The sequence below is a fragment of the Hydrogenophaga sp. L310 genome (assembly GCF_055703065.1).
Genome location: NZ_JBVPZA010000006.1, coordinates 209,634 through 231,606 on the forward strand (window position 1 = coordinate 209,634; position 21,973 = coordinate 231,606).

Below are 21,973 nucleotides of genomic sequence, written 5' to 3' on the forward strand. Positions count from 1 at the left end.
GTTGCCCTGTGAGAGCCGGGCAACTTGAGGCATAATATGAGGTTCCGGAGCGATGACCGAGTGGCCGAAGGTGCTCCCCTGCTAAGGGAGTATGGGGTGTAGAGCCTCATCGAGGGTTCGAATCCCTCTCGCTCCGCCAGTAAGACAAGGCTCCCACGCAAGTGGGGGCCTTTTGTCTTTCTGAAGTCCCTGTTTCCGCGGGCTTGCGGCGGTCTACGGCGTGGGGAATGCAACCGTGGTTGTCGATCAAGACCGACCCGGGTGTTTTCCCCTTCCCCCAAAAAACAGCCGACGGCCGAGGATGGTGGAACGGACTTCGGCTTTCTCTTCAGGGCCGGGACTCGCGCCCGAGAGCGGCGGGGACGTCGGGCAGGTGCTCAGCGTGAACCAGGCGCTTGACCCTGACGAGCGCCTCGGTGGGCAACGCGGCCAGGGTTTGTGCCAGCGCAAGCGCACGTTCGCGCAGATCAGCCGGCTCGGCCAGCTCCCAGACGATCCCCCATTGGTGTGCCTGCTCCGCGTGGATTTCCTGCCCCAGCCACAGCAGTCCCTTCGCACGGCTGGTGCCCACGATGCTTGGCAGCAGCATATGGATGCCACCCGTGGCCGGCAATCCCAGCGGAGTCTCGGGCAGCTTGAAACGCGCATCGGTGCCCGCGACGATCAAATCGCAACCCAGTGCCAATTCAAAGCCCGCACCCACGGCCCATCCCTGGACCGCTGCGATCACCGGTTTGGGCCCCTGAAGCAGCCCGGATGCGAGTGTCTGCAGCGTCTGTACGAAGCCATCGGTGGGCGGATCGTCGCGGTCCTTGCCGGCACAGAATCCTCGTCCTTCTGCGGTGATGAGGATCACGCGGACCTGGTCGTTGTGCATGCCGTCATTGACGGCCTTCGCGAGTTCCCTGGCCAGCTGATGCGTGAGCGCGTTCAGCCGAGCGGGCCGATTCAGCCGCAGTTCGAGCACGCGACCGTGTAAAGAGTGGATGAGCTCGCTGGTGGTGGTGGTGGACATGGGGCTATCGTTCTGGGGCAAGCAGTTCAAGGGCCTTTTTCAGAAGGGACTTGAAATCGATTTTGCCCTCGGGCGTCACGGGCCACTCGCCTTCCCACGGCAGAAACTCCTTGGGCACCTCATAGGCCGCCATTTGCCCTTTGCATGCCTCACGCAGTGCGATGGCGCCCGGCATGCCATGGCCACTGCGCATGCGCACGAAGCTCACCATTGAGCAGACGAAAGCTACGCCCATCTTCCAGCTGGTCATGCATGAAATCCATGGACCAGACCTGATTGCTGTGCTGCGGTACCGCCAGCGGCTCGGGCTTCTCTCGCACCAGGCGCTTGCCATTCACAGCTCGTCTGGCCATCCCACGCCGGTGAGATGGCCTCACCACTTTTTTGCGAGCGCCTCGGCCACGATCTCGGCTTTGATTTCCTCTTCGATGTACATCTTCTTGAGCAGGCGGTTCTCTTCCTCAAGCTCCTTCATGCGGGTCATGAGAGAGGTGTCCATGCGACCGAACTTGGCGCGCCATTTGTAGAACGTCGCCGAACCGATGCCCAGTTCGTGGCAGACATCAGGCACTAACAGTCCCGCCTCCGCACGCTTGAGCGCGTCCATGATCTGGCTATCCGAAAACCTTGACTTCTTCATGTAGAAATTTTCCATCGAAACCTTCTACTTCTCGCTCCTCTGGTTTTTCACGGGGATTACCGCCAAAAACCTCGCCAAACCCTTGATTTCATTGGTTTTTGTCATCAGCTTATTAACACCCTGGGCCGCAGGAATGGGCCTGGGACCAGGTCAGTCCAGTTGCCGGGCCAGTGCCGCCGGAATGGCCACCGGCAGGTCCAGCAGCATCTGTCCCATGCCCTTGCCCAGCGGGTCCATGCGGCTGGATGCGGGGCCGCCGCCGTCCAGGGCGTCGTTCATGGTGATGTTCAGGGCATGGATGCCGGGCAGGTAGAAGCGCCGCACCTCACCCTGGACGAGGTGGGCGAAGTAGGCCTTGACCACCTCGGGGGTCAGGCGGGCCCAGATCAGTGACATCCAGGCCGGGTCGCGCGCGATGATGCCGATGTTGGAGATATCGCCCTTGTCGCCGCTGCGGGCCCAGGCCAGGCGCACCAGTGGCACCTCGACCTGCGGGCCGGCGGGATCGTCCCACCCCGCCGGTGCCAGCGGGGCCGGTGGCTCGGCACTGCCCGTGCCTGGCGCAATGATGGCGGGATGGCTCTGGCCATCGACGACAACGCTCACGGGCACATCGCTTTTCTTCACCAGCAGCGACAGGGGCTTGATGTTGGGCGAAGCGCTGGGCCGTCCGCTGCTCGGTCCGGTCGTGCCAGGCGACCAGGAGGTGCCGGACGGCACGATCTCGCGGGCGAAAATCTCCAGCGCCTGCTTCATCGGGTGGGTGACCGCGATGCGCACCATCACCTCACGCGAGGCGCTGGTCCGGGCGTGCGGGCCATACAGGGTTTCCGCACCCAGCAGGGCGACGTTGGCGCTGGTGTAGTCGGGCATGCCCAGCGACCGGAGAATGCTGCGCGTGCGGGCGATCACCGCCTCGCCGGTGCGGCGGGCCTTGGCCGCGGCATCGATGCCGATGATGACCATGGTGCCCGCGCAGCGGTAGCCGTCGAGCTGCGTGGCCGAGACCTTGTAGCTGTCGGTGGGCGCCCGTCCCCGGGCCCCGCTGACGCGCACGCGCTCGCTCGCCACCTGCTCGATCACCACGGAACGGAAATCGCAGGTCACATCGGGCAACAGGTAGGCGCCTGGGTCCCCGATCTCGTAGAGCATCTGTTCGGCCACGGCGGCGCGTGCGATGAGACCGCCGGTGCCCGCAGGCTTGGTGACCTCGAAGCTGCCGTCGGCGCGGCACTCGATGATGGGGTAGCCGATGTTGGGCCAGTCCTCCACGCGCTCCCAGTCGGTGTGCAGGCCGCCGGTGGCCTGGCAGCCGCACTCGATGATGTGGCCCGCCAGGCTGCCGCCCGCCAGCTGGTCCAGTTCGGCCGAAGACCAGCCAAACTCATGAATCAGGATACCCAGGGTGGTGGCGCTGTCCACGCCGCGGCCGGTGATGACGATGTCGGCACCGGCCGCCAGGGCCTGGGCCACCGGGAACGCGCCCAGATAGGCATTGGCGCTGAGAATCTTCTCGGGCAAGGCCTCGCCGGTGAACATGTCTCGCGTGCCCTGTTCGCGCAGGCGGGGCATCTGCGCGTTGATGTCGTCGCCGAGCACCACGGCAATGCGCGGAGCCAGCCCCAAGCCCTCGGCCAGGACCTTGAGCGCATCGGCACAGCCCTGCGGGTTGATGCCACCCGCGTTGGCCACCACCTTGATGCCCCGGCGCATGACCTCGGGCAGCACCGCCTTCATGGCGATGTCCACGAAGTCGGTGGCGTAGCCCAGCTCGGGCTTCTTGCTGCGCGCAGCGGCCAGGATGGCCATGGTGGTCTCGGCCAGGTAGTCGAACACCAGGTAGTCGATCTGCCCGGAATTGACGAGCTGTGGGGCGCCCACCATGCTGTCGCCCCAGAAACCCGAGGCGCCGCCGATGCGGACGATGCTGTCTTGTTGTGCCATGTCGGTCTCCGATGAATGGAATGCGATGGCAGCGTAGCAGGCGGTACCACCAGTGGCTTGCGGCAAGTGATCGACAACAACAGTGGCCCGCAAGTGGCTGCACTGTTCGGGCGTGCGATGAACGAGGGTGACCAGCGCGGCATCGATGCCGTCAAGAAAGAGGGCAACACCATCATCACACTTGACGGCACAGAGACTGCGCGCTGGCAGCGTGCGACCTCCCGAGTCCGGGCGATGTGGTACCAGGATGTTGGCAAGCGTGGCATCAGCGGAGAAAAGCTTGCCGCAGAAGCCGACGCTCTGATCGCCAAACACAACAAGTAACTCCAAACATTCCAGGGTGGTGCGCATGGCCTGCGGGTCGTGCCGTCCAGCGGCGGCCTGATTTTTTGCTGATGTGGATGGGTCGTTGACCAGCCAAAACACCGTGGGAGCACATCTGGGGGCACATCACGCAAGGGCCATGAAGAATGCCCATTGTTTACAAGCCTTCCGGGCGATCATTTGAACGCCTCTCGCCAGCAGAAAAACCCGTTCCAGCTTTCGCTGAAACGGGTTTTTTCTTGGGGCTGCTTGCTCAAGGACAATTCACGCATGTCTTCTTCCTCAACACCAGCCGCACTGTCGCGCGCTGCCTTTGCCACCCTGCTGCTGATCGCCTTCATGATGGGGGCCAACCACGTGGCGGCACGCATGGCGTTCGACAACGGCGTCGACGTGGCCACCGCAGTGCTCTTTCGCAGCGGTGTCACGGCGCTGGTGGTCGCCTGGCTGCTGCATTGGTTTCATGTGCCGGTACGGCTCGGGCCTCGGCACCGCAGGGCGCTGCCTGCGATTGGCCTGCTGGTCGGTGTTCAGAGCCTGTGCCTGTATTCGTCGGTGGCCCGCCTGCCGGTGGCGCTGGCGCTGCTGGCGTTCAACACCTACCCCCTGTGGACTGCGCTGTGGGCGCGTGTGGTTTATGGCCACCGGCCCGAGGCCCGCATGGTGCGCGCCATGCCGGTGATGTTGCTCGGTCTGGCGCTGGCGCTGGATGTGTCCGGTGCCGCCTCGGGTCTGGGCGCTTCGGGGCATTGGGCGCAGATCGGCGTGGGTGTGGCCTTCGCGCTCACCGCTGCCGCGACGTTTGGCCTGGCGCTGGTGTTGACCCAGCACGAGACGGCCGATCTGGATGGCCGCCTGCGCACCGCGAGCACCATGGGTGTCGTGGCGGTGCTGGCCCTGGCGGGGGTTGCATCGCAGGGCGGCTTCCATTTGCCGGTGGCTGCGGCGGGCTGGTGGGGGCTGCTCGGGCTCACGGCCCTGTACGGCACGGCCTTCACCATCATGTTCACCGTGTTGCCGCGGCTGGGCGTGGTGGGCAACTCGGCGATCATGAACATCGAACCGATCTTCGCGCTGCTGCTGGCCTGGGCCATCCTGGGGCAGCGCATTGCACCGGTGCAGGTGGCCGGGGGCCTGCTGGTGGTGGGCACGGTGGTGTGGCTGGGCACGCGCAAAGGCTGACCGGCCTCTCGACGCTCATACGGATTCGCCTTCAAACGGATAACTGCGTTGGTTCGCCTTGGCGTGCTACAGCACTGTCTGCGGCTCCCGCCTTGTTCTGCGCTCGAATGCGAGCCCGTATCAGTCATCGTCCAGCGAGGCGCTCCAGCGTTCATTCCAGCCCGGGGCCTTGCCCTCGTCGCGCAGGCCTTCGATGTGGCGCCGGTCGCGTTTGGTCGGTCGACCCTGTGTGAGGCTGTGGGCCGGCTCGGGCGCCAGGCGGCGCTGCTCGGCAGCGGCCAGGCGCAGGGCCGTCGACTCCGCGGTTTCTTCGTAGAGAAGGGCAGCGACCGGGGCCGGGCCGCGCACGCCGCTGAGTGCGCGCACGAGCACAGTGCGGACGATGGGGCCGGACCGGATCTCCAGCGTGTCGCCTGGCTTCACGTCGTGCGAGGGCTTGACCGGCTGGCCATTGAGCCGCACACGGCCCTTGTCGATTTCTTCGCAGCTCAGGCTGCGGGTCTTGTAGAAGCGCGCGGCCCAGAGCCATTTGTCGAGCCGGATCTTGCCGCTGCCTGCGCTGGAGGGTGGGGCGTTCTTCATGGAAGGGGTTCGTGGCGTTCAGGTGGTGGCCAGTGGCAGACGCACCGTGGCGTCGAGCCCTTGCACCCGCCCGTGGGTTTCGCGGTTGACCAGGTCGATGCTGCCGCCGAGCGACAGCGTGATGCCGTGGCAGATGGCCAGTCCCAGGCCCGAGCCGCTGCCCGACGCGCCCGCGTGCTGCGGGTCGGTGGCGAAGGGCTGGAACAGGTGCTCGCGCAGCGTGGCCGAAATGCCGGGACCGCTGTCGCTGATGGTGAGCGCTGCGGCGTGGGCGTCGCGCACCAGGGTCACCGCCAGGCGGGAGCCTTCGGGCGTGTTCTTGATGGCGTTGTGCAGCAGGTTGCGGCTGAGCTCCCGAAGCGCCCACTCGTGCGCGCGCACGCGGGCAGGGCACACGTCCATCGAGAAGTCGAGCGCGCGTTCGGCGATCAGGGGCGCGAGATCGAGTCCCACGGCGCGAACCACGTCGGCCCAGTCCACCACCGGCGCGTCCCGGTCCTGGCGCAGTTGCTCGACCTTGGCCAGCGCCAGCATCTGGTTGGCCAGCTCGGTGGCGCGTTCGACCGTGTGGCCGATTTCTTCCAGCGCCAGCAGCGGCTCCACATCGCCCCGGCGCGCCGACTGCACCTGGGTCTTGAGCACGGCCAGGGGCGTGCGCAGCTGGTGCGAGGTGTCGCGCACGAAGCGCTTCTGGTGTTCCAGCAGCTGCGACAGGCGCTGCATGTGCTGGTTGGTGGCTTCGACCAGGGGCAGCAGTTCACGCGGGGCGCCCTCGGTGGGCAGCGGGGTCAGCTCGTTCTCGCCGCGCGAGGCCAGCACCAGGCTGAGCGCGCGGACCGGGCGGGTGGCACGCTGCACCACGAACACCACCACGAGGGCGATCACGATCACCAGCGCCGCCTGGCGCCACAGGGTGTCGATGAGGATCTGGCGTGCCAGGGTCTCGCGCAGCTCCAGCGTCTCTGCCACCTGGATGGTGGCCATGCCCTGGGTATCGGTCCCGGCGACGGGCTGCAGCAGCACGGCCATGCGCACGGGAACGCCGCGGTACTGATCGTCGTAGAAGTGCACCAGGGCCGCGTAGATCTTCTGCTCGGGCAACTGCTTGCGGACGGCGGGCAGGTCTTCAAAGCCCGTGACCATGGCGCCGGAAAAGTCGTTCACCCGGTAGAAGATGCGGCTGCGGTTGTCGGTCTCGAAGGCTTCAAGAGCGGAGTACAGCAGCGACGACTGGACCTGCGCCTGCGCGCCGCTGCCGACCAGAACCAGCTGTTCCCCGAGGGATTTGGCCGTGGCCAGCAGGGTGCGGTCGTAGGCGGTGTCGGCCGCGGCCAGCGCCTGCCGGTAGAGCACCACCGTGTTGATCAGCACAAAACCAAACATCGGCAGCAGGATGCCGAGCAGCAGGGTGCGCCGCAGCGACAAGGACCGCTGGCGGGTCGGGGCCGGACTCACGCCGCTGCCTTCAACAGGTAGCCCAGACCACGCAGCGTGACCAGCTGGGCGCCCGTGTGGGCGATCTTCTTGCGCAGGCGGTAGGCCACCACCTCGATGGCTTCGGGCTGCACCTGGGTCTCGCCGGGAAAGACCAGTTCGAACAGGCGTTCCTTGGCGATGGCATGGCCGGGCTTGCCCAGCAGCGCCCGCAGCAGGGCGAGCTCTCGCGGAGCGAGGTCGAGGGCCTGGCCTTCGTGGTACACGGCACCGCTGTCGCGGTCGGTGTGCATGCCACACCAGGCAACGGGTTTGCCGACACCCATGGGGGTCGGGTCCGCGGCGTTGTGCGAGCGGCGCACCAGCGCCCGTACGCGGGCTTCCAGTTCGTCGAGGTCAAAGGGCTTGGGCATGTAGTCGTCGGCCCCGGTGTTCAGGCCGATGATGCGGTCGCCCACGGTACCGCGCGCGGTGAGGATGATCACCGGTGTGCTCAGGCCGGCGGCGCGTGCGTCCTCCAGCACACGCAACCCGTCACGCCCGGGCAGGCTCAGGTCGAGCAGCACGGCATCGGGCAGGCTCGCCTCCCACAGCGCGAGGGCGCGGTCGCCCTCGCTGCAGGTCAGCACCTGCATGCCGCGCCGCTCAAAGGTGCGCCGCAGCGTGGTCTGCATGGTCGGGTTGTCTTCGATCAGGAGCAGTTTCATGCTGTGCGGATTATCAACACACCGGCGGCCGGCCGCGAGCCTGGCTCGCAGCCGTTCCTCGCCTGGGGCCCGCTGTCAGGGTTTTCCATAGGAGGTTGTACAGCCAACTGACAGCGCTGAAACCGAGCATCGCGTTCCGTGAAGTGCCTGCGCAGGAGCTGCAATCACTCACGTGTGCCTTGGGGTCTTGAGCCTGTCCTGGTGGCGGGCGCGATGGCCATCTTGTTGACTCAATCAGAAAGAGACTATGAACAGAAATCTGACGGTATTTGCGGTGTTGGGCCTGGTGGGTGGGTTCGCATCGGCCCAATCCTCCGTGACTTTGTACGGTGTCGCTGACGCGGCGGTCGAACGGGTCAAGGGCGCCACCTCGACGGTGCGCATGGCTTCGGGGCAGCAGCAGGGCTCGCGCTGGGGCATGCGGGGCAGTGAAGACCTCGGCGGGGGCCTCAAGGCGGTGTTCCAGATCGAGGCCGGTCTGAGTCTCAACACCGGTGCCCTGGGGCAGGGGGGACTGGGCTTTGGACGGCAGGCCTATGTCGGTCTGGCGGGTGGCTTCGGTGCCATTCGCGCCGGGCGCCAGTATTCGCCCATGGACGACATCGCGAGCGTGATCGGCACCAAGACCTACGACGTGCTCAGCGTGGTGCCCATCATCGGCAACGGTGACTACAACCGGGTCAACAACGCGATCAACTACCTGTCTCCCTCGGTGGGCAACACCACGTTCCAGCTGCAGTACGGCTTTGGTGCCCAGCGCGACCGCAGCGATGCCAGCCCGGACTTCGGCCGGCTCGTCAGCGCCAACGTGCTGCACGCCAGCGGCCCGCTGACGCTCGGTGTGGGGCTCATCAAGGTTGCCGATGCCGACGGCACGGCAGCGGGCAAACAGGGCAAGGACGCGGTGCTGCTGGCTGGTGCCTACGACTTCGGTGCGGTCAAGCTCTCGGCCTATTTCGATCAGGAAGACAAGGCCGCCGAGAAGCTGAAGGTGATGGGTGTGGCCGCGGCATTCAAGTTCGGTGAAACCACGGTGTCGGTCGGGGCCGCGCAGGCGCGCAACGTCAACGGATCGGCCGACGCCATGGCCGACGACGCCCGCATCTACACCCTGCAGGCCAGCCACAACCTGTCCAAGCGCACGGCGCTTTATTCGCACCTGACAGCGGTGTCGAACGAGGGCAGCGCGGCGCTGGGCTTCAACAGCCCGGTGGCCGGGAGCAGCTCCAGCGGCATCCAGTTCGGTATTCGCCACCGCTTCTGATCAGGGCCGGCCGTCTGGCCGGGGCCTGTTGCCGTCCTAGGGTTTGTCCTGATGAACTGGACAGCGAACTGACAGGCCCCCGCCAGATGATCCCAACATCCCATCACCGACAAGGAGACCCACATGCGTCGCGATACCTTCCTCAAATCCCTGGCCGCCATGGCCGCTGCCGGCACCCTGCCGAACCTGGCCTGGGCCGCTGCCAACGTCAAGATGATGATCCCCGCCAACCCGGGCGGTGGCTGGGACGGCACGGGCCGCGCCCTGGGCGAAGCCCTGCGCGACGCCAAGGTGGCCGACTCGGTGACCTTTGAAAACAAGGGCGGTGCGGCGGGCGCAATCGGCCTGGCCCAGTTCTACAACGGTTCCAAGGGCGACCCGAACGCCATGATGGTCATGGGCGCCGTCATGCTGGGCGGCATCATCACCGGCAAGCCGCCGGTGTCTGTCACCCAGCTCACGCCGATTGCCCGCCTCACGACCGAATACAACGTTTTCGTGCTGCCGGCCAATTCGCCCTTCAAGACCATGAAGGACGTGGTCGAACAGCTCAAGAAAGACCCCGGCAGCGTCAAGTGGGGCGGCGGTTCGCGCGGCGCCACCGAGCACATCGCGGCGGCACAGATCGCACAGTCGGTGGGCGTGCCCGCGGCCAGGATCAATTACGTGCCCTTCCGTGGCGGTGGCGAGGCCGTGGCGGCCATCCTGGGCGGCAACGTCACCATTGGCGGCAGTGGCTACAGCGAGTTCCAGCAGTACATCGACAGCGGCAAGATGCGCGCCATCGGCATCACCTCCGGCGAACGCGTGAAAGGCATCGACGTGCCCACGCTCAAGGAGCAGGGCATCAACGTGGAGATCGGCAACTGGCGCGGCGTGTACGGCGCGGCCGGCATCACCCCGGCGCAGCGCGACGCGCTGACCGACATGATCGTCAAGGCCACCAAGAGCAAGGCCTGGCAGGATGCACTGGTCAAGAACAACTGGACGCCCGCGCTGCTGACCGGCAAAGCCTTCGACGAATTCGTGGACCGCGACTTCTCCAGCCTGCGTGCCACCATGGTGCGCGCCGGCATGGCCTGACGCGGCAGCGCCGCGCCCGGCGCGCTGCCCACCGGCCGCGGCACATGCTGTCGCGGCCTTTTTCTTGGAGGCCCACATGAACACCACCGATTTCCGAGACCCCCCCGCGCGCGCGGACCACAGCCCCGGCCAGCTGGCCCTGGGCATTGCCGCCGTGCTGCTGGCCGCCGGACTGGCCTACGGCGCGGCCAACATCCCGTCGGACGCGGGCTACGCGGGCGTCGGCCCGGACTTCCTGCCCTGGGTGGTGTCGGCCGCCATGGGGCTGTGCGGCGTGCTGCTGATCTGGGAAGTGCGCACCGGCGGCTTTCGCAACATGCCCGAGCCCTCGGGCGCGGCCAGCGGCGACTGGCACGCCATGGCCTGGGTGTCGGCCGGCATCCTGGGCAACGCGGCGCTGATCACCACCATCGGTTTCATCCTGAGTTGCGCGATGTGCTTCACGCTGGCGGTGCGTGGCCTGCGCATCAGCGAAGGCAAGCCTGCGGGCAACGCCATGCAGACGGTGAAAGACGCGGTGATCGGCATGCTGATCTCGGCGCCCACTTTCTGGCTGTTCACCAAATTCCTTGCCGTCAACCTGCCGGGCCTCACGGGCACCGGCTGGCTGTGAGCCCTGTGACGGACCTGAAAGGCATTCACCATGCTTGAAACCTGGAACAACCTGCTCGGCGGTTTTGTGACCGCCGGCACCCCCATCAACCTGCTGTGGGCGCTGGCCGGCTGCGCGCTGGGCACCGCCATCGGCGTGCTGCCCGGCCTGGGCCCGGCGGTCACGGTGGCCATGCTGCTGCCGATCACCGGTCAGGTGGAGGCCACCGCGTCGATGATCTTCTTCGCCGGCATCTACTACGGCGCGATGTATGGCGGCTCGACCACCTCCATCCTGCTCAACACCCCGGGCGAAACGGGCACCATGGTGACCGCTCTCGAAGGCTTCAAGATGGCCAAGAGCGGGCGTGCCGGTGCCGCGCTCGCCACCTCGGCCATCGGCTCGTTTGTGGCCGGCAGCATCGCGACGGTGCTGGTGACGCTGTTCGCGCCCATCCTGGCCGAGTTCGCCGTGAAGCTCGGACCACCCGAATATTTCTGCCTGATGCTGCTGGCCTTCACCACCGTGAGCGCGGTGCTGGGGCAGAGCACGTTGCGCGGCATCACGGCGCTGTTCTTCGGCCTGGCGCTGGGCCTGGTGGGCATGGACCAGATCACCGGCCAGGTGCGTTACACCGGTGGCGTCATCGAATTCCTGGACGGCGTTGAAGTGGTGCTGGTGGCCGTGGGCCTGTTTGCCGTCACCGAGGCGCTCTACAACGCCTTGTACGAGGGCAAGAGCGAAGCCAGCCTGAACAAGATGAACAAGGCGCACATGACGCGCACGGAGTGGAAGCGCTCCTGGCCCGCCTGGCTGCGCGGCACCTTCATCGGCTTCCCCTTCGGCACCATCCCTGCGGGTGGCTCCGAGATCCCCACTTTCCTGAGCTACGCGACGGAGCGCAAGCTGGCCGACCCCGGGTTCAAGCAGGAATTCGGCACCACCGGTGCCATCGAAGGTGTGGCCGGCCCCGAAGCCGCCAACAACGCGGCCGTGACGGCCACGCTGGTGCCGCTGCTCACGCTGGGCATCCCCACCTCGGTGACGGCGGCCATCCTGCTGAGCGCGCTGCAGAACTACGGCATCAACGCCGGGCCGCAGCTGTTCCAGACATCGTCCACCCTGGTGTGGGCGCTGATCGCCTCGCTCTACATCGGCAACGTGATGCTGCTGGTGCTCAACCTGCCCATGGTGGGGCTGTGGGTCAAGCTGCTGAAGATCCCCAAGGCGCCGCTGTACGCCGGCATCCTGATCTTCGCCACGGTGGGCGTGTACGGCATGCGCCAGAGCGCGTTCGACCTGTTCGTCATGTTCGGTCTGGCGCTGGTGGGTGTGATGCTGCGCCGGTTCGACTTTCCGACCGCGCCGGTGATCGTGGGCCTGATCCTGGGGCCGCTGGCCGAGGCGCAGTTCCGCAACGCCATGTCGATCGGCGAGGGCAGTGTGGCGGTGTTCTTCCAGCGCCCCATGTCGGCCACGCTGCTGGCCATCGTGGTGCTGGTGCTGGTCACGCCGCGCCTGCTGGCCTGGCACCGGCGGTCGTGAGCCAGAACACCCCTGCCGCGCTGCGCGCGACCCCCTCCAGGGGGCGGCACTGGCCGTCCGGCAGAGCCGGCCCGGCGGTGCCCTGGCTGGCACCGTTTCACTCGCAGGGGTGACGCTCCGACAGAGGATCTGCTTGGGCAAGCAAGGGCATCGGTCATGGGCGCTACCATGCCACCCATGACCGCCGACAACCGACTCCCCCGTGACGCACAGAGCATCCTGGAGCTTGCCGCGCGCTCCATGTTCGACCTGTTCGCCACCGCCAGCGAAGGCATGATGCTGGTGGACCGCAAGGCCCGCGTGGTCTGGATCAACGACCAGTACCGCCGTTTCCTGCCGGCGCTGGGTTTCGAGCGCGAAGAAGACTTCGTCGGCCACCCGGTCTCCAGCGTGGTGCAGAACACGCAGATGCACCAGGTGCTGGCCACCGGCAAGCCGATCCTGATCGACCTGCTGACCAACAAGGCGGGCACCTTCGTGGTCAGCCGCATCCCGCTGCGCGACGACGCGGGCGAGGTCATCGGCGTGCTGGGCATCGTGCTGTTCGACCACCCCGAAACCACGCTGCAGCCGCTGATCGCCAAGTTCGCGCGGCTGGAGCAGGACCTGAGCGACGCCCGGCGCGAGCTCGCCAGCCAGCGCCGCAGCAAATACACCTTCGCCAGTTTCGTGGGCACCAGCCCGGGCGCGCTGGAAGTGAAACGCCAGGCGCGGCGCGCGGCTTCGTCGCCCAGCCCGGTGCTGCTGCTGGGCGAAACCGGCACCGGCAAGGAACTGCTGGCGCACGCCATCCATGCCGCATCGCCGCGCGCTGGTCGGCCTTTCGTGAGCGTGAACATGGCGGCCGTGCCCGACACCCTGCTCGAAGCCGAGTTCTTCGGCGTCGCGCCCGGCGCCTACACCGGGGCCGACAAGAAGGGCCGCGACGGCAAGTTCAAGCTGGCCGACGGCGGCACCCTGTTTCTCGACGAGCTGGGCGACATGCCGATGTCGGTGCAGGTCAAACTGCTGCGCGCCTTGCAGGAAGGCGAGATCGAGCCGCTGGGCTCCAACAAGCTGGTCCGATTCGACGTGCGCGTGGTGGCGGCCACCTCGCGCGACCTGCAGCACATGGTGCGCGAGGGCAGTTTTCGCGAGGACCTGTATTACCGGCTCAACGTGTTGCCGATCCGGGTACCACCGCTGCGCGAGCGCCGCGACGATGTCCCCCTGCTGATCGAAGTCCTGTGCGAGGACATTGCCGCGCGCGGCGCGGGCGAACAGATCGACCTCCAGCCCTGCGCCCGCGCGTTGCTCGCGGCCCAACCCTGGCGCGGCAACATCCGCGAGCTGCGCAACGTGCTCGAGCAACTGGCCCTGCGCAGCGACTCGCCGCAGATCGCGGCGCCGCAGGTGGAGGCGGTGCTGCGCGAATCGGGGCTGGACCGCATCGAGCCTGCCGTGATGCCCGCATCCGCGCAGGCCCTGGCCGTGGGCGGCGTCGACACCCGGCCCCTGCCGGCCCAGATCGCCGAACTCGAGCAACGCGCGATCGCGGCGGCGCTGCAGCGCAGTGGCGGCAACCGGGCGGCCGCGGCGCGCCTGCTCGGCATCTCGCGCGCCAGCCTGTACGACAAGCTGGGTGCTTCGGCCGGTTTTGCGGACTTGTCTGAAATTTAGACAAGTGTCTGAATAATAGACGCCTGCATCCCTCCGTGACTGTCTGAAATTCAGACAATCGCCGAGCCACCGCTGAAAAATCGGTTTGAAATCAAGCACTTGTTTCCCTGGCACGGACCCTGCAATGCGTAAGCACGGCGCCAGCGCCGGAAAACATCCAACCAGGAGACAAGACATGCACCACACCACCCGCCGTCTGGCGGTCATCGCACTCGCCTGCACGGCTTCGCTGGCTTTTGCCCAGTCGAACAAGGGCGAGATCCGCATCGCCCACATCCACAGCAAGACCGGCCCGCTGGAGGCCTATGCCAAGCAGACGCAGGCCGGCCTGATGATGGGTCTGAGCTACGCCACCGGCGGCACCATGATGGTGGGTGGCAAGAAGATCGTGGTGCTTGAGAAGGACGACCAGGGCAAGCCCGACGTGGGCAAGAGCCTGCTGGCCGCGGCCTACGCCGACGACAAGGTTGATCTGGCGATTGGGCCGACGGCATCGCCGGTGGCGCTGGCCATGCTGCCGGTGGCCGAGGAGTACAAAAAAATCCTGCTGGTGGAGCCGGCGGTGGCCGACTCGATCACCGGCGACAAGTGGAACAAATACATCTTCCGCACCGGCCGCAACAGCAGCCAGGACGCCGCCGCCAACGCCGTGGCCCTGGACCAGCCGGGCAACGTGGTCGCCATGCTGGCGAACGACAACGCTTTCGGCCGTGACGGCGTGAAGGCCGCCAAGGACTTCATGAAGAAGGCCAAGATCGTTCACGAGGAATACCTGCCCGTGGGCACGACCGACTTCACCGCCGGCCTGCTGCGCATCGTCGACAAGCTCAAGGACCAGCCGGGCACCAAGTACATCTCGGTCGGCTGGTCGGGTGCCCCCACGCCGTTTGCCAAGATCGCCGAGCTGGACCTGGAAAAGCGCTACGGCATCAAGCTCGCCACCGGCGGCAACATCCTGCCGGCCATGGTGGCCTACAAGCAGTTCCCCGGCATGGAAGGCGCGCTGTATTACTACTTCGGTATCCCCAAGAACCCGGTGAACGACGCCATGGTCGCCGAGCACTACAAGCAGTTCAAGGCACCGCCGGACTTCTTCACCGCCGGCGGCTTCTCGGCCGCGATGGCCGTGGTGACGGCGCTGAAAAAGACCAACGGCGACACCAACACCGAGAAGCTCATCCAGACCATGGAAGGCATGAGCTTCGACACGCCCAAGGGCAAGATGACCTTCCGCAAGGAAGACCACCAGGCGATGCAGAGCATGTACCACTTCAAGATCAAGGTGGACCCGGCGTTTGCCTGGGGTGTGCCTGAACTCGTGCGCGAGATCAAGCCTGAGGATCTGGCCATTCCGATCAGGAACAAGCGCTGAAAGCGCTTCACCCCCTGCGCCGCTGACGCGGCTTCCCCCTGAAGGGGGACAACACGAGCGGCCCGGCAAAGCCGGTTCCGCCGTGTTCTTGGTGTGTCGCCGCTGGCGGCGACTGCTCGCGCACTTGCGCTGCGCTTCTGCTGTGTGGCGCTTGGAGACCCCATGCTTGAAACACGCGATCTCACGGTCCGCTTCGGCGGACACGTGGCGGTGAACGCCGTGTCCTGCGCTTTCGAGCCGGGCACGCTGACCGCCATCGTCGGTCCCAACGGGGCCGGCAAGACGACCTATTTCAACCTCATCTCGGGGCAGATCAAGGCCTCGGCGGGCAGCGTTCGCCTGAACGGTGTGGACATCTCGGCGCTGGGTGCGCCGTCGCGGGCGCAGGCGGGTCTGGGCCGCGCGTTCCAGCTGACCAATCTGTTCCCCAACCTCACGGTGCGCGAGAACGTGCGCCTGGCGGTGCAGGCGAGGGCGGGCGCGGGGCTGAACCTCTGGCGCATCTGGAGCGACCGCAAGGACCTGATGGTGCGCGCCGACGAGGTGCTGGACGCCGTGGCGCTGGGGGACAAGGGCGACGCGCTGGCGTCCAGCCTGCCGCACGGCGACCAGCGCAAGCTGGAGGTGGGCATCCTCATGGCACTGGAGCCGCAGGTCTTCATGTTCGACGAACCCACCGCCGGCATGAGTGTGGACGAGGTGCCCGTGATCCTGAACCTGATCCGCCAGCTCAAGGCCGACAGGACCAAGACCATCCTGTTGGTGGAGCACAAGATGGACGTGGTGCGCGAACTCTCGGACCGCATCATCGTGTTGCACAACGGCGAGCTGGTGGCCGACGGCGACCCGGCCACGGTCATCGCCTCGCCGGTGGTGCAGCAGGCCTACCTCGGCATCAACCCCGAAGAGAAAGAAGAGGCGGCTGCATGAGCCCCCGAGCGTCTTCTCCCCTGCGGGGCGAACCCGGGGCTCCACCGCTACGCGGGTCGCTGCCCCCCGAGGGGGCTGATCCGGCTTGGGGCGGCCCGGCGCCGGATCGCGCGTCGCCCCTGCTGAAACTGGCCGGCGTGCATACGCACATCGGCGCGTACCACATCCTGCACGGCGTCGACCTCACCGTGCCCGCCGGACAGCTGACCATGCTGCTGGGCCGCAACGGCGCGGGCAAGACCACCACGCTGCGCACCATCATGGGCCTGTGGCACGCCAGCCAGGGCACGGTGGTGCTCGACGGCGAGGACATCACGCAGAAGCCCACGCCCGACATCGCGCACAGCGGCGTGGCCTACGTGCCCGAGAGCATGGGCATCTTCTCGGACCTCTCGGTGCGCGAAAACATGCTGCTGGCCGCGCGCGGCGCGCGCACGCTGGATCACATCGACACCACACGGCTGGAGTGGATCTTCGGCCTGTTCCCGGCCATGAAGAAGTTCTGGAACCACCCGGCTGGCAAGCTGTCTGGCGGGCAGAAGCAGATGCTGGCGGTGTCGCGCGCCATCGTCGAGCCGCGCAAGCTGCTGCTGATCGATGAGCCCAGCAAGGGCCTGGCGCCCGCCATCATCCAGAACATGATCGAGGCCTTTCGCCAGCTCAAGGCGGCACAGACCACGATCCTGCTGGTCGAACAGAACTTCAACTTCGCGCGCCAACTGGGCGACTCGGTCGCCGTGATGGACGACGGGCGCGTGGTGCACAGCGGCCCGATGGCCGAACTGGCTGCGGATGAATCGATGCAGTCCCGTCTGCTGGGCCTCTCACTCGGAGCGCATCAATGATCGCCTTCAAAGAACTCGACTGGAAACCCATGGCTCTGGTGCCGGTGCTGGCGCTGGTCGCCTTGCCGGCCATCGGCAGCCCGTCCACCTGGCTCACGCTCACCGTGGCCGGGCTGGCGATGGGCATGATCGTCTTCATCATCGCCTCGGGCCTCACGCTGGTGTTCGGCCTGATGGACGTGCTCAACTTCGGGCACGGCGTGTTCATCGCGCTCGGCGCCTTCGTGGCCACCACGGTGCTCGCCAGCATGGGCACCTACACGGTGGCCGACAGCCTGTGGATGAACTTGCTGGCGCTGCTGCCCGCGATGCTGGTGGCGATGGCGGTGGCGGGTGCGCTGGGCCTGGTGTTCGAGCGCTTCATCATCCGCCCGGTGTACGGCATGCACCTGAAGCAGATCCTCATCACCATGGGCGGCATGATCATCGGTGAAGAGTTGATCAAGGTCATCTGGGGCCCCGAGCAGATTGCATTGCCTTTGCCGGAGGCGCTGCGTGGCTCGCTGCTGCTGGGCGATGCCTCGGTGGAGCGCTACCGCATCATGGCGGTGCTGGTGGGCGCTGCCGTGTTCGCCGCCATGGTCTGGACGCTCAACCGCACCAAGGTCGGCCTGCTGATCCGCGCCGGTGTGCAGGACCGCGAGATGGTCGAGTCGCTCGGCTACCGCATCAAGCGCCTGTTCGTCGGCGTGTTCGTGGCCGGCAGCGCGCTGGCCGGTCTGGGCGGCGTGATGTGGGGCCTGTACCAGCAGAGCGTGACGCCGCAGATGGGCGCGCAGGTCAACGTGCTGATCTTCATCGTCATCATCATCGGCGGCCTGGGCTCCACGCTGGGCGCGCTGATCGGCGCGCTGCTGGTGGGCCTGATGGCCAACTACACCGGCTTCCTCGCCCCCAAGGTCGCGCTGTTCTCCAACATCGCGCTGATGGTTGCCATCCTTTTGTGGCGACCGCAGGGCGTGTACCCCGTGACGAACAGATGAACACCCCCCGCGCCGCCTTCGGCGTCACCCCCCGGGGGGCGCAGCCTGGGCCCGGCAAAGCCGGTTCCGCGGCTGCCCTGGACTCAGCTCCCCCGATTTCCGAGGTTTGCCCATGCTGAACCGTTTGCTCTCCAAAGACCTCCCGCGCAGCCGCTGGCTGGCCGCGCTGCTGATCATCCTGTTCCTCGGCCTGGCGTTCGCGCCTTTCCTGTTTCCGGGCGTGAAGGCGCTCAACGTGGCGGCCAAGGTGCTGGTGTTCGTGGCCCTGGTGGCCAGCTTCGACCTGCTGCTGGGCTACACCGGCATCGTGAGCTTTGCCCACACCATGTTCTTCGGCATCGGGGCCTACGGCGTGGCGATCGCGCTCAACGCGGCCGAAGAGCCGTCGTGGGCTGCGATCGCGCTGGGCGTGCTGTGTGCGCTGCTGATCTCGCTCGTGCTCTCGCTGCTCATTGGCCTGTTCTCGCTGCGGGTGAAAGCGATCTTCTTCGCCATGATCACGCTGGCCGTGGCCTCGGCCTTCCTCACGCTGGCCTCGCAGCTGTCGGACTTCACCGGCGGTGAAGACGGCTTGAGCTTCCGTGTGCCTGAATTGCTCTCGCCCGGTTTCACGCTGACCGAAGCGCCGCTGGTCACGCCGCTGGGCGAGTTCGATCTGAACGGCAAGCTGATCACCTACTACCTGATCTTCGCTTCGGTCACGGCGATCTTCCTGACCATCCTGCGCATTGTGAATTCGCCCTTCGGCCGCGTGCTGCAGGCGATCCGCGAGAACGACTTCCGCGCCGAGGCGCTGGGCTACCGCACCGTCGTTTACCGCACGCTGTCCAACGTGCTCTCGGCCGCGTTCGCCACGCTCGCGGGCTGCCTGCTCGCGCTCTGGCTGCGCTACAACGGGCCCGACACCTCGCTCTCGTTCGAGATCATGCTCGACATCCTGCTCATCGTCGTGATCGGCGGCATGGGCACGCTCTACGGCGCACTCATCGGCAGCGTGCTGTTCGTGCTCGCGCAAAGTTACCTGCAGGATCTGCTGCGCCTGACGGGCGAGGCCACGGCGGGCATTCCGCTGCTGCCCGCGCTGCTCACGCCCGACCGCTGGCTGCTCTGGATGGGTGTGCTGTTCGTCCTGTCGGTGTATTACTTTCCCACCGGCATCGTCGGCAAGCTGCGCGAGCGCTCGGTCCTCGCGAAACTCAGGGGCATGAAATGAACACCTCCGCTGTGGTTCCCCAGTCGCGCTACCTGCCGTGCGAAGGCCGCGAGATCCACTTCATGGACTGGGCGCCGGCGCCCGGGGTGGCCGAATCGTTGCCCGTGATCGCCTGGCACGGCCTGGCGCGCACCGGGCGCGACATGGATGCGCTGGCCGCACACCTGAGCGCCCATGGCCACCGGGTGATCTGCCCCGACACCATCGGCCGGGGGTTCTCCCAATGGAGCCCGGAACCCGAGACCGAGTACTGCCTCGACTTCTATGCCCGCACCGCCACAGCGCTGGTGGACCAGCTCGCCCTGCCGTCCTTCCACTGGGTGGGCACCTCCATGGGCGGCGCCATCGGCATGGTGTGTGCGGCCGGTCCGCTGCAGGGTCGCATTCAGCGCCTGGTGCTCAACGACATCGGCCCCAGGATCGCTGACGCGGCCATTGAGCGCATCCGCAGCTACGCGGGCAACCCGGCTTCATTCGATACCGTGGGCGAGCTGGAGCAGTACTTCCGCAGCATTTACAAGCCCTACGGATTCCTCACCGATGCACAGTGGACGCTGCTCACCGAAAGCTCCACCCGCCGCCTGCCCAGCGGCCGCGTGACACCGCACTACGACCCAGCCATGGTGATGCAGTTCACCCAGCATCCGGCGGACTACGCGTTGTGGGACACCTACGACCGCATCGATGTGCCGGTGCTGTGCCTGCGCGGTGCCGAGTCCGACCTGCTGCTGGCCGACACCGCCGAATCCATGCGCGACCGCGGCCCGCGCGCGCTGGTGGTGACGATCGCAGGTTGCGGCCATGCGCCGGCGCTCAATGTGCCGGAGCAGCTGGATCTGGTGCAGCGGTTTCTGGTGGGAAGCCATTGAGTGAGAGATCACCAGCAGGTTGATCTTTCAACACGGCGCGTGGTTTGCCAAAATTTGCCATTCGGCTTAGAGTTCCGGCATGAGCACCATGAACATCTCTTTGCCCGACACCTTGAAGGCCTTTGTGGACGAACAGGTGAATCAGCGGGGCTACGGCACCAGCAGCGAATACCTGCGCGAACTGATCCGGCGCGACCAGGACCGGCAGCACCTGCGCGGCCTGTTGCTGGCCGGTGCAGCGGCGCCCTCTGTGCAGGAGGCGTCGCCGGTGTACTTTGACAGCCTCCGGCAACGGGTTCAGGACGCTACCCGCACTCCGCGCAAGATCACCACCAGCCGAAAAAGCGCATGAGGTTGGGCAAGCCGGTCCGGCTGCGGGCGCTGGCTCTGGCGGACATGGACGACGCCATCGGGTACTACCTCAAGGAGGCGGGGCCTGAAGTTGCGCTGGGCTTCATCGATGAACTGGAGCGAGCTTATGCCCATCTCGGACGCCAGCCAGCGACAGGCTCTCCGCGCTACGCGCATGAACTGAACCTGCCCGGACTTCGCAGCTGGCCACTCACGCGGTTTCCTCATCTGGTGTTCTATGTGGAGCAGGCCGATCACGTGGACGTCTGGCGCGTGCTGCACGGGGCTCGCGACATGCCTGCCTGGTTGTCCGATGCCGATCCTGTGTCTTGATCAGTCCTTTGCACCCAACGCCAGCGCCCGCTCTCGACTTTCCTTCTGCGCCATCGGGTCGTCGGCCTGTTTCGTGGGCCAGCCCTGCAGGTGGCGCTCGGTCAGGTCGGTGAGGGCGCGGATCCAGTCGGGGCTGTCGTTCAGGCAGTGAATGTACTGGAAGGTCTGGCCACCGGCGTGCAGGAAGGCCTCGCGCGCTTCCATGTTGATCTCTTCCAGCGTTTCCAGGCAGTCGCTGGTGAAGCCGGGGCAGACCACGTCCACGCTCTTCACGCCTTGTTGGCCGAGCGCGATCAGCGTTGGTTCGGTGTAGGGCTCCAGCCACTTGGCCTTGCCGAAGCGCGACTGAAAGGTGACTTTGTAGCGGTCTTTCGCCAGACCCAGCCGTTCGGCCAACAGGCGCGCGGTCTTGTGGCATTCGCAGTGGTAGGGGTCGCCCAGGTGCAGGGTGCGCTCGGGCACGCCGTGAAAGCTCATCACCAGCTGCTCGGCCTGGCCGTGGTGCATCCAGTGCGCGCGGATCTTCCGGGTCAGCGCTTCGATGTAGCCGGCGTCGTCGTGGTAACGGTTGACGAAGCGCAGTTCGGGCAGGTGGCGCACCTTCAGGCTCCAGCTGGCGACGGCGTCGATCACGCTGGCCGTGGTGGTGCCGCTGTATTGCGGATAGGCCGGCACGATCAGCACGCGGGTGATGCCCTGCGCCTTGAGCTCGTCGAGCACGGCGGGGATGGACGGGTTGCCGTAGCGCATGGCGTAGCGCACCGTGACCTGGTGGCCGCGCTCGCCCAGGTAGCCGCGCAGCAGGGTGGCCTGCTTCTGTGTCCACACCTTGAGCGGGGAACCCTCGGGCGTCCAGACGCTGGCGTACTTGGCGGCGGACTTGGCCGGCCGGGTGCGCAGGATGATGCCGTGCAGGATCAGCCACCAGATCGGCCTGGGGATCTCGACCACGCGGTGGTCCCCCAGGAACTCGGCGAGGTAGCGGCGCACCGCCGGGGCGGTGGCTTCGTCGGGGGTGCCGAGGTTGCACAGCACAACGGCCGTACCGGCCGACTGGCCATGCGAAAAGGGAGGTTCTTGTTGGAATGCCATGCGCTATTCTCCCG

Annotated in this window: 22 protein-coding genes, 1 tRNA gene and 1 pseudogene; 16 read left to right on the top strand and 8 right to left on the bottom strand. The window is 66.5% G+C overall.

Annotated features, from left to right (window positions below):
* The first annotated feature begins 46 nt into the window (after positions 1 to 46).
* Positions 47 to 139 (top strand) — tRNA-Ser (locus AC0GNO_RS12720).
* Positions 140 to 328: 189 nt separating this feature from the next.
* Here AC0GNO_RS12720 and AC0GNO_RS12725 read toward each other — a convergent pair.
* From AC0GNO_RS12725 to AC0GNO_RS12740, 4 genes and pseudogenes are all read right to left on the bottom strand, one after another.
* Complete coding sequence (locus AC0GNO_RS12725; protein WP_472904176.1) at positions 329 to 1,015, bottom strand: enoyl-CoA hydratase/isomerase family protein; 687 nt, start codon at positions 1,013 to 1,015, stop codon at positions 329 to 331.
* 4 nt (positions 1,016 to 1,019) lie between these two features.
* Positions 1,020 to 1,265, bottom strand: coding sequence for a hypothetical protein (locus AC0GNO_RS12730; RefSeq protein ID WP_472904216.1), 246 nt, complete (start codon positions 1,263 to 1,265; stop codon positions 1,020 to 1,022).
* A pseudogene (locus tag AC0GNO_RS12735) lies at positions 1,225 to 1,655 on the bottom strand (transposase); the annotation flags it as partial. The gene AC0GNO_RS12730 and the pseudogene AC0GNO_RS12735, both read right to left, overlap by 41 nt.
* 150 nt (positions 1,656 to 1,805) lie before the next feature.
* Positions 1,806 to 3,599 carry an acyclic terpene utilization AtuA family protein gene (locus AC0GNO_RS12740; RefSeq protein ID WP_472904177.1) on the bottom strand — a complete coding sequence of 598 codons (1,794 nt, stop codon included), beginning with the start codon at positions 3,597 to 3,599 and terminating at the stop codon, positions 1,806 to 1,808.
* 66 nt (positions 3,600 to 3,665) lie between these two features.
* Here AC0GNO_RS12740 and AC0GNO_RS12745 point away from each other — a divergent pair, with 66 nt between their 5' ends.
* Positions 3,666 to 3,923, top strand: a complete 258-nt coding sequence (locus AC0GNO_RS12745; protein WP_472904178.1) for a hypothetical protein — start codon at positions 3,666 to 3,668, stop codon at positions 3,921 to 3,923.
* A 270-nt stretch (positions 3,924 to 4,193) separates the two neighbouring features.
* Positions 4,194 to 5,105, top strand: a complete 912-nt coding sequence (locus AC0GNO_RS12750; protein WP_472904179.1) for a DMT family transporter — start codon at positions 4,194 to 4,196, stop codon at positions 5,103 to 5,105.
* A gap of 120 nt (positions 5,106 to 5,225) precedes the next feature.
* On the opposite strand, the gene AC0GNO_RS12755 is transcribed toward AC0GNO_RS12750, so the two are convergent.
* From AC0GNO_RS12755 to AC0GNO_RS12765, 3 genes are all read right to left on the bottom strand, one after another.
* Positions 5,226 to 5,687, bottom strand: coding sequence for an RNA-binding S4 domain-containing protein (locus AC0GNO_RS12755; protein ID WP_472904180.1), 462 nt, complete (start codon positions 5,685 to 5,687; stop codon positions 5,226 to 5,228).
* Positions 5,688 to 5,705: 18 nt separating this feature from the next.
* Positions 5,706 to 7,070 carry a sensor histidine kinase gene (locus AC0GNO_RS12760; RefSeq protein ID WP_472904215.1) on the bottom strand — a complete coding sequence of 455 codons (1,365 nt, stop codon included), beginning with the start codon at positions 7,068 to 7,070 and terminating at the stop codon, positions 5,706 to 5,708.
* A 68-nt stretch (positions 7,071 to 7,138) separates the two neighbouring features.
* Positions 7,139 to 7,828 carry a response regulator transcription factor gene (locus tag AC0GNO_RS12765; protein ID WP_472904181.1) on the bottom strand — a complete coding sequence of 230 codons (690 nt, stop codon included), beginning with the start codon at positions 7,826 to 7,828 and terminating at the stop codon, positions 7,139 to 7,141.
* Positions 7,829 to 8,075: 247 nt separating this feature from the next.
* Here AC0GNO_RS12765 and AC0GNO_RS12770 point away from each other — a divergent pair, with 247 nt between their 5' ends.
* From AC0GNO_RS12770 to AC0GNO_RS12830, 13 genes are all read left to right on the top strand, one after another.
* The gene (locus tag AC0GNO_RS12770) at positions 8,076 to 9,092 is read left to right on the top strand and encodes a porin (RefSeq protein ID WP_472904182.1); all 1,017 of its coding nucleotides are present in this window, start codon (positions 8,076 to 8,078) and stop codon (positions 9,090 to 9,092) included.
* Between the two features lie 123 nt (positions 9,093 to 9,215).
* Positions 9,216 to 10,175: a Bug family tripartite tricarboxylate transporter substrate binding protein gene (locus AC0GNO_RS12775; RefSeq protein WP_472904183.1), complete on the top strand. Its 960-nt coding sequence runs from the start codon at positions 9,216 to 9,218 to the stop codon at positions 10,173 to 10,175.
* A 76-nt stretch (positions 10,176 to 10,251) separates the two neighbouring features.
* On the top strand, positions 10,252 to 10,788 hold the full coding sequence (locus AC0GNO_RS12780; protein WP_472904184.1) for a tripartite tricarboxylate transporter TctB family protein: 537 nt from the start codon (positions 10,252 to 10,254) through the stop codon (positions 10,786 to 10,788).
* Positions 10,789 to 10,818: 30 nt separating this feature from the next.
* Positions 10,819 to 12,312 carry a tripartite tricarboxylate transporter permease gene (locus tag AC0GNO_RS12785; protein ID WP_472904185.1) on the top strand — a complete coding sequence of 498 codons (1,494 nt, stop codon included), beginning with the start codon at positions 10,819 to 10,821 and terminating at the stop codon, positions 12,310 to 12,312.
* A 168-nt stretch (positions 12,313 to 12,480) separates the two neighbouring features.
* Positions 12,481 to 13,971 carry a sigma-54 interaction domain-containing protein gene (locus tag AC0GNO_RS12790; RefSeq protein ID WP_472904186.1) on the top strand — a complete coding sequence of 497 codons (1,491 nt, stop codon included), beginning with the start codon at positions 12,481 to 12,483 and terminating at the stop codon, positions 13,969 to 13,971.
* Positions 13,972 to 14,146: 175 nt separating this feature from the next.
* Positions 14,147 to 15,343, top strand: a complete 1,197-nt coding sequence (locus tag AC0GNO_RS12795) for a substrate-binding domain-containing protein (protein WP_472904187.1) — start codon at positions 14,147 to 14,149, stop codon at positions 15,341 to 15,343.
* Positions 15,344 to 15,505: 162 nt separating this feature from the next.
* A complete protein-coding gene (locus tag AC0GNO_RS12800) occupies positions 15,506 to 16,273 on the top strand; it encodes an ABC transporter ATP-binding protein (protein ID WP_472904188.1) in 768 nt (255 codons plus the stop codon).
* A gap of 137 nt (positions 16,274 to 16,410) precedes the next feature.
* The gene (locus AC0GNO_RS12805; protein ID WP_472904189.1) at positions 16,411 to 17,118 is read left to right on the top strand and encodes an ABC transporter ATP-binding protein; all 708 of its coding nucleotides are present in this window, start codon (positions 16,411 to 16,413) and stop codon (positions 17,116 to 17,118) included.
* Positions 17,115 to 18,101 (top strand): branched-chain amino acid ABC transporter permease, encoded by a 987-nt coding sequence (locus AC0GNO_RS12810; protein WP_472904190.1) that lies wholly within the window; start codon positions 17,115 to 17,117, stop codon positions 18,099 to 18,101. The genes AC0GNO_RS12805 and AC0GNO_RS12810 overlap by 4 nt, the downstream gene beginning before the upstream one ends.
* A 112-nt stretch (positions 18,102 to 18,213) precedes the next feature.
* Complete coding sequence (locus tag AC0GNO_RS12815; protein WP_472904191.1) at positions 18,214 to 19,314, top strand: branched-chain amino acid ABC transporter permease; 1,101 nt, start codon at positions 18,214 to 18,216, stop codon at positions 19,312 to 19,314.
* Complete coding sequence (locus AC0GNO_RS12820; protein WP_472904192.1) at positions 19,311 to 20,183, top strand: alpha/beta fold hydrolase; 873 nt, start codon at positions 19,311 to 19,313, stop codon at positions 20,181 to 20,183. Before AC0GNO_RS12815 ends, AC0GNO_RS12820 begins: the two co-directional genes overlap by 4 nt.
* Before the next feature lie 79 nt (positions 20,184 to 20,262).
* On the top strand, positions 20,263 to 20,535 hold the full coding sequence (locus AC0GNO_RS12825; RefSeq protein ID WP_472904193.1) for a type II toxin-antitoxin system ParD family antitoxin: 273 nt from the start codon (positions 20,263 to 20,265) through the stop codon (positions 20,533 to 20,535).
* Positions 20,532 to 20,867, top strand: coding sequence for a type II toxin-antitoxin system RelE/ParE family toxin (locus AC0GNO_RS12830; RefSeq protein ID WP_472889433.1), 336 nt, complete (start codon positions 20,532 to 20,534; stop codon positions 20,865 to 20,867). The genes AC0GNO_RS12825 and AC0GNO_RS12830 overlap by 4 nt, the downstream gene beginning before the upstream one ends.
* Here AC0GNO_RS12830 and hemH read toward each other — a convergent pair whose 3' ends face one another.
* Positions 20,868 to 21,959 carry a ferrochelatase gene (gene hemH / locus AC0GNO_RS12835; RefSeq protein WP_472904194.1) on the bottom strand — a complete coding sequence of 364 codons (1,092 nt, stop codon included), beginning with the start codon at positions 21,957 to 21,959 and terminating at the stop codon, positions 20,868 to 20,870.
* Between the last annotated feature and the right edge of the window lie 14 nt (positions 21,960 to 21,973).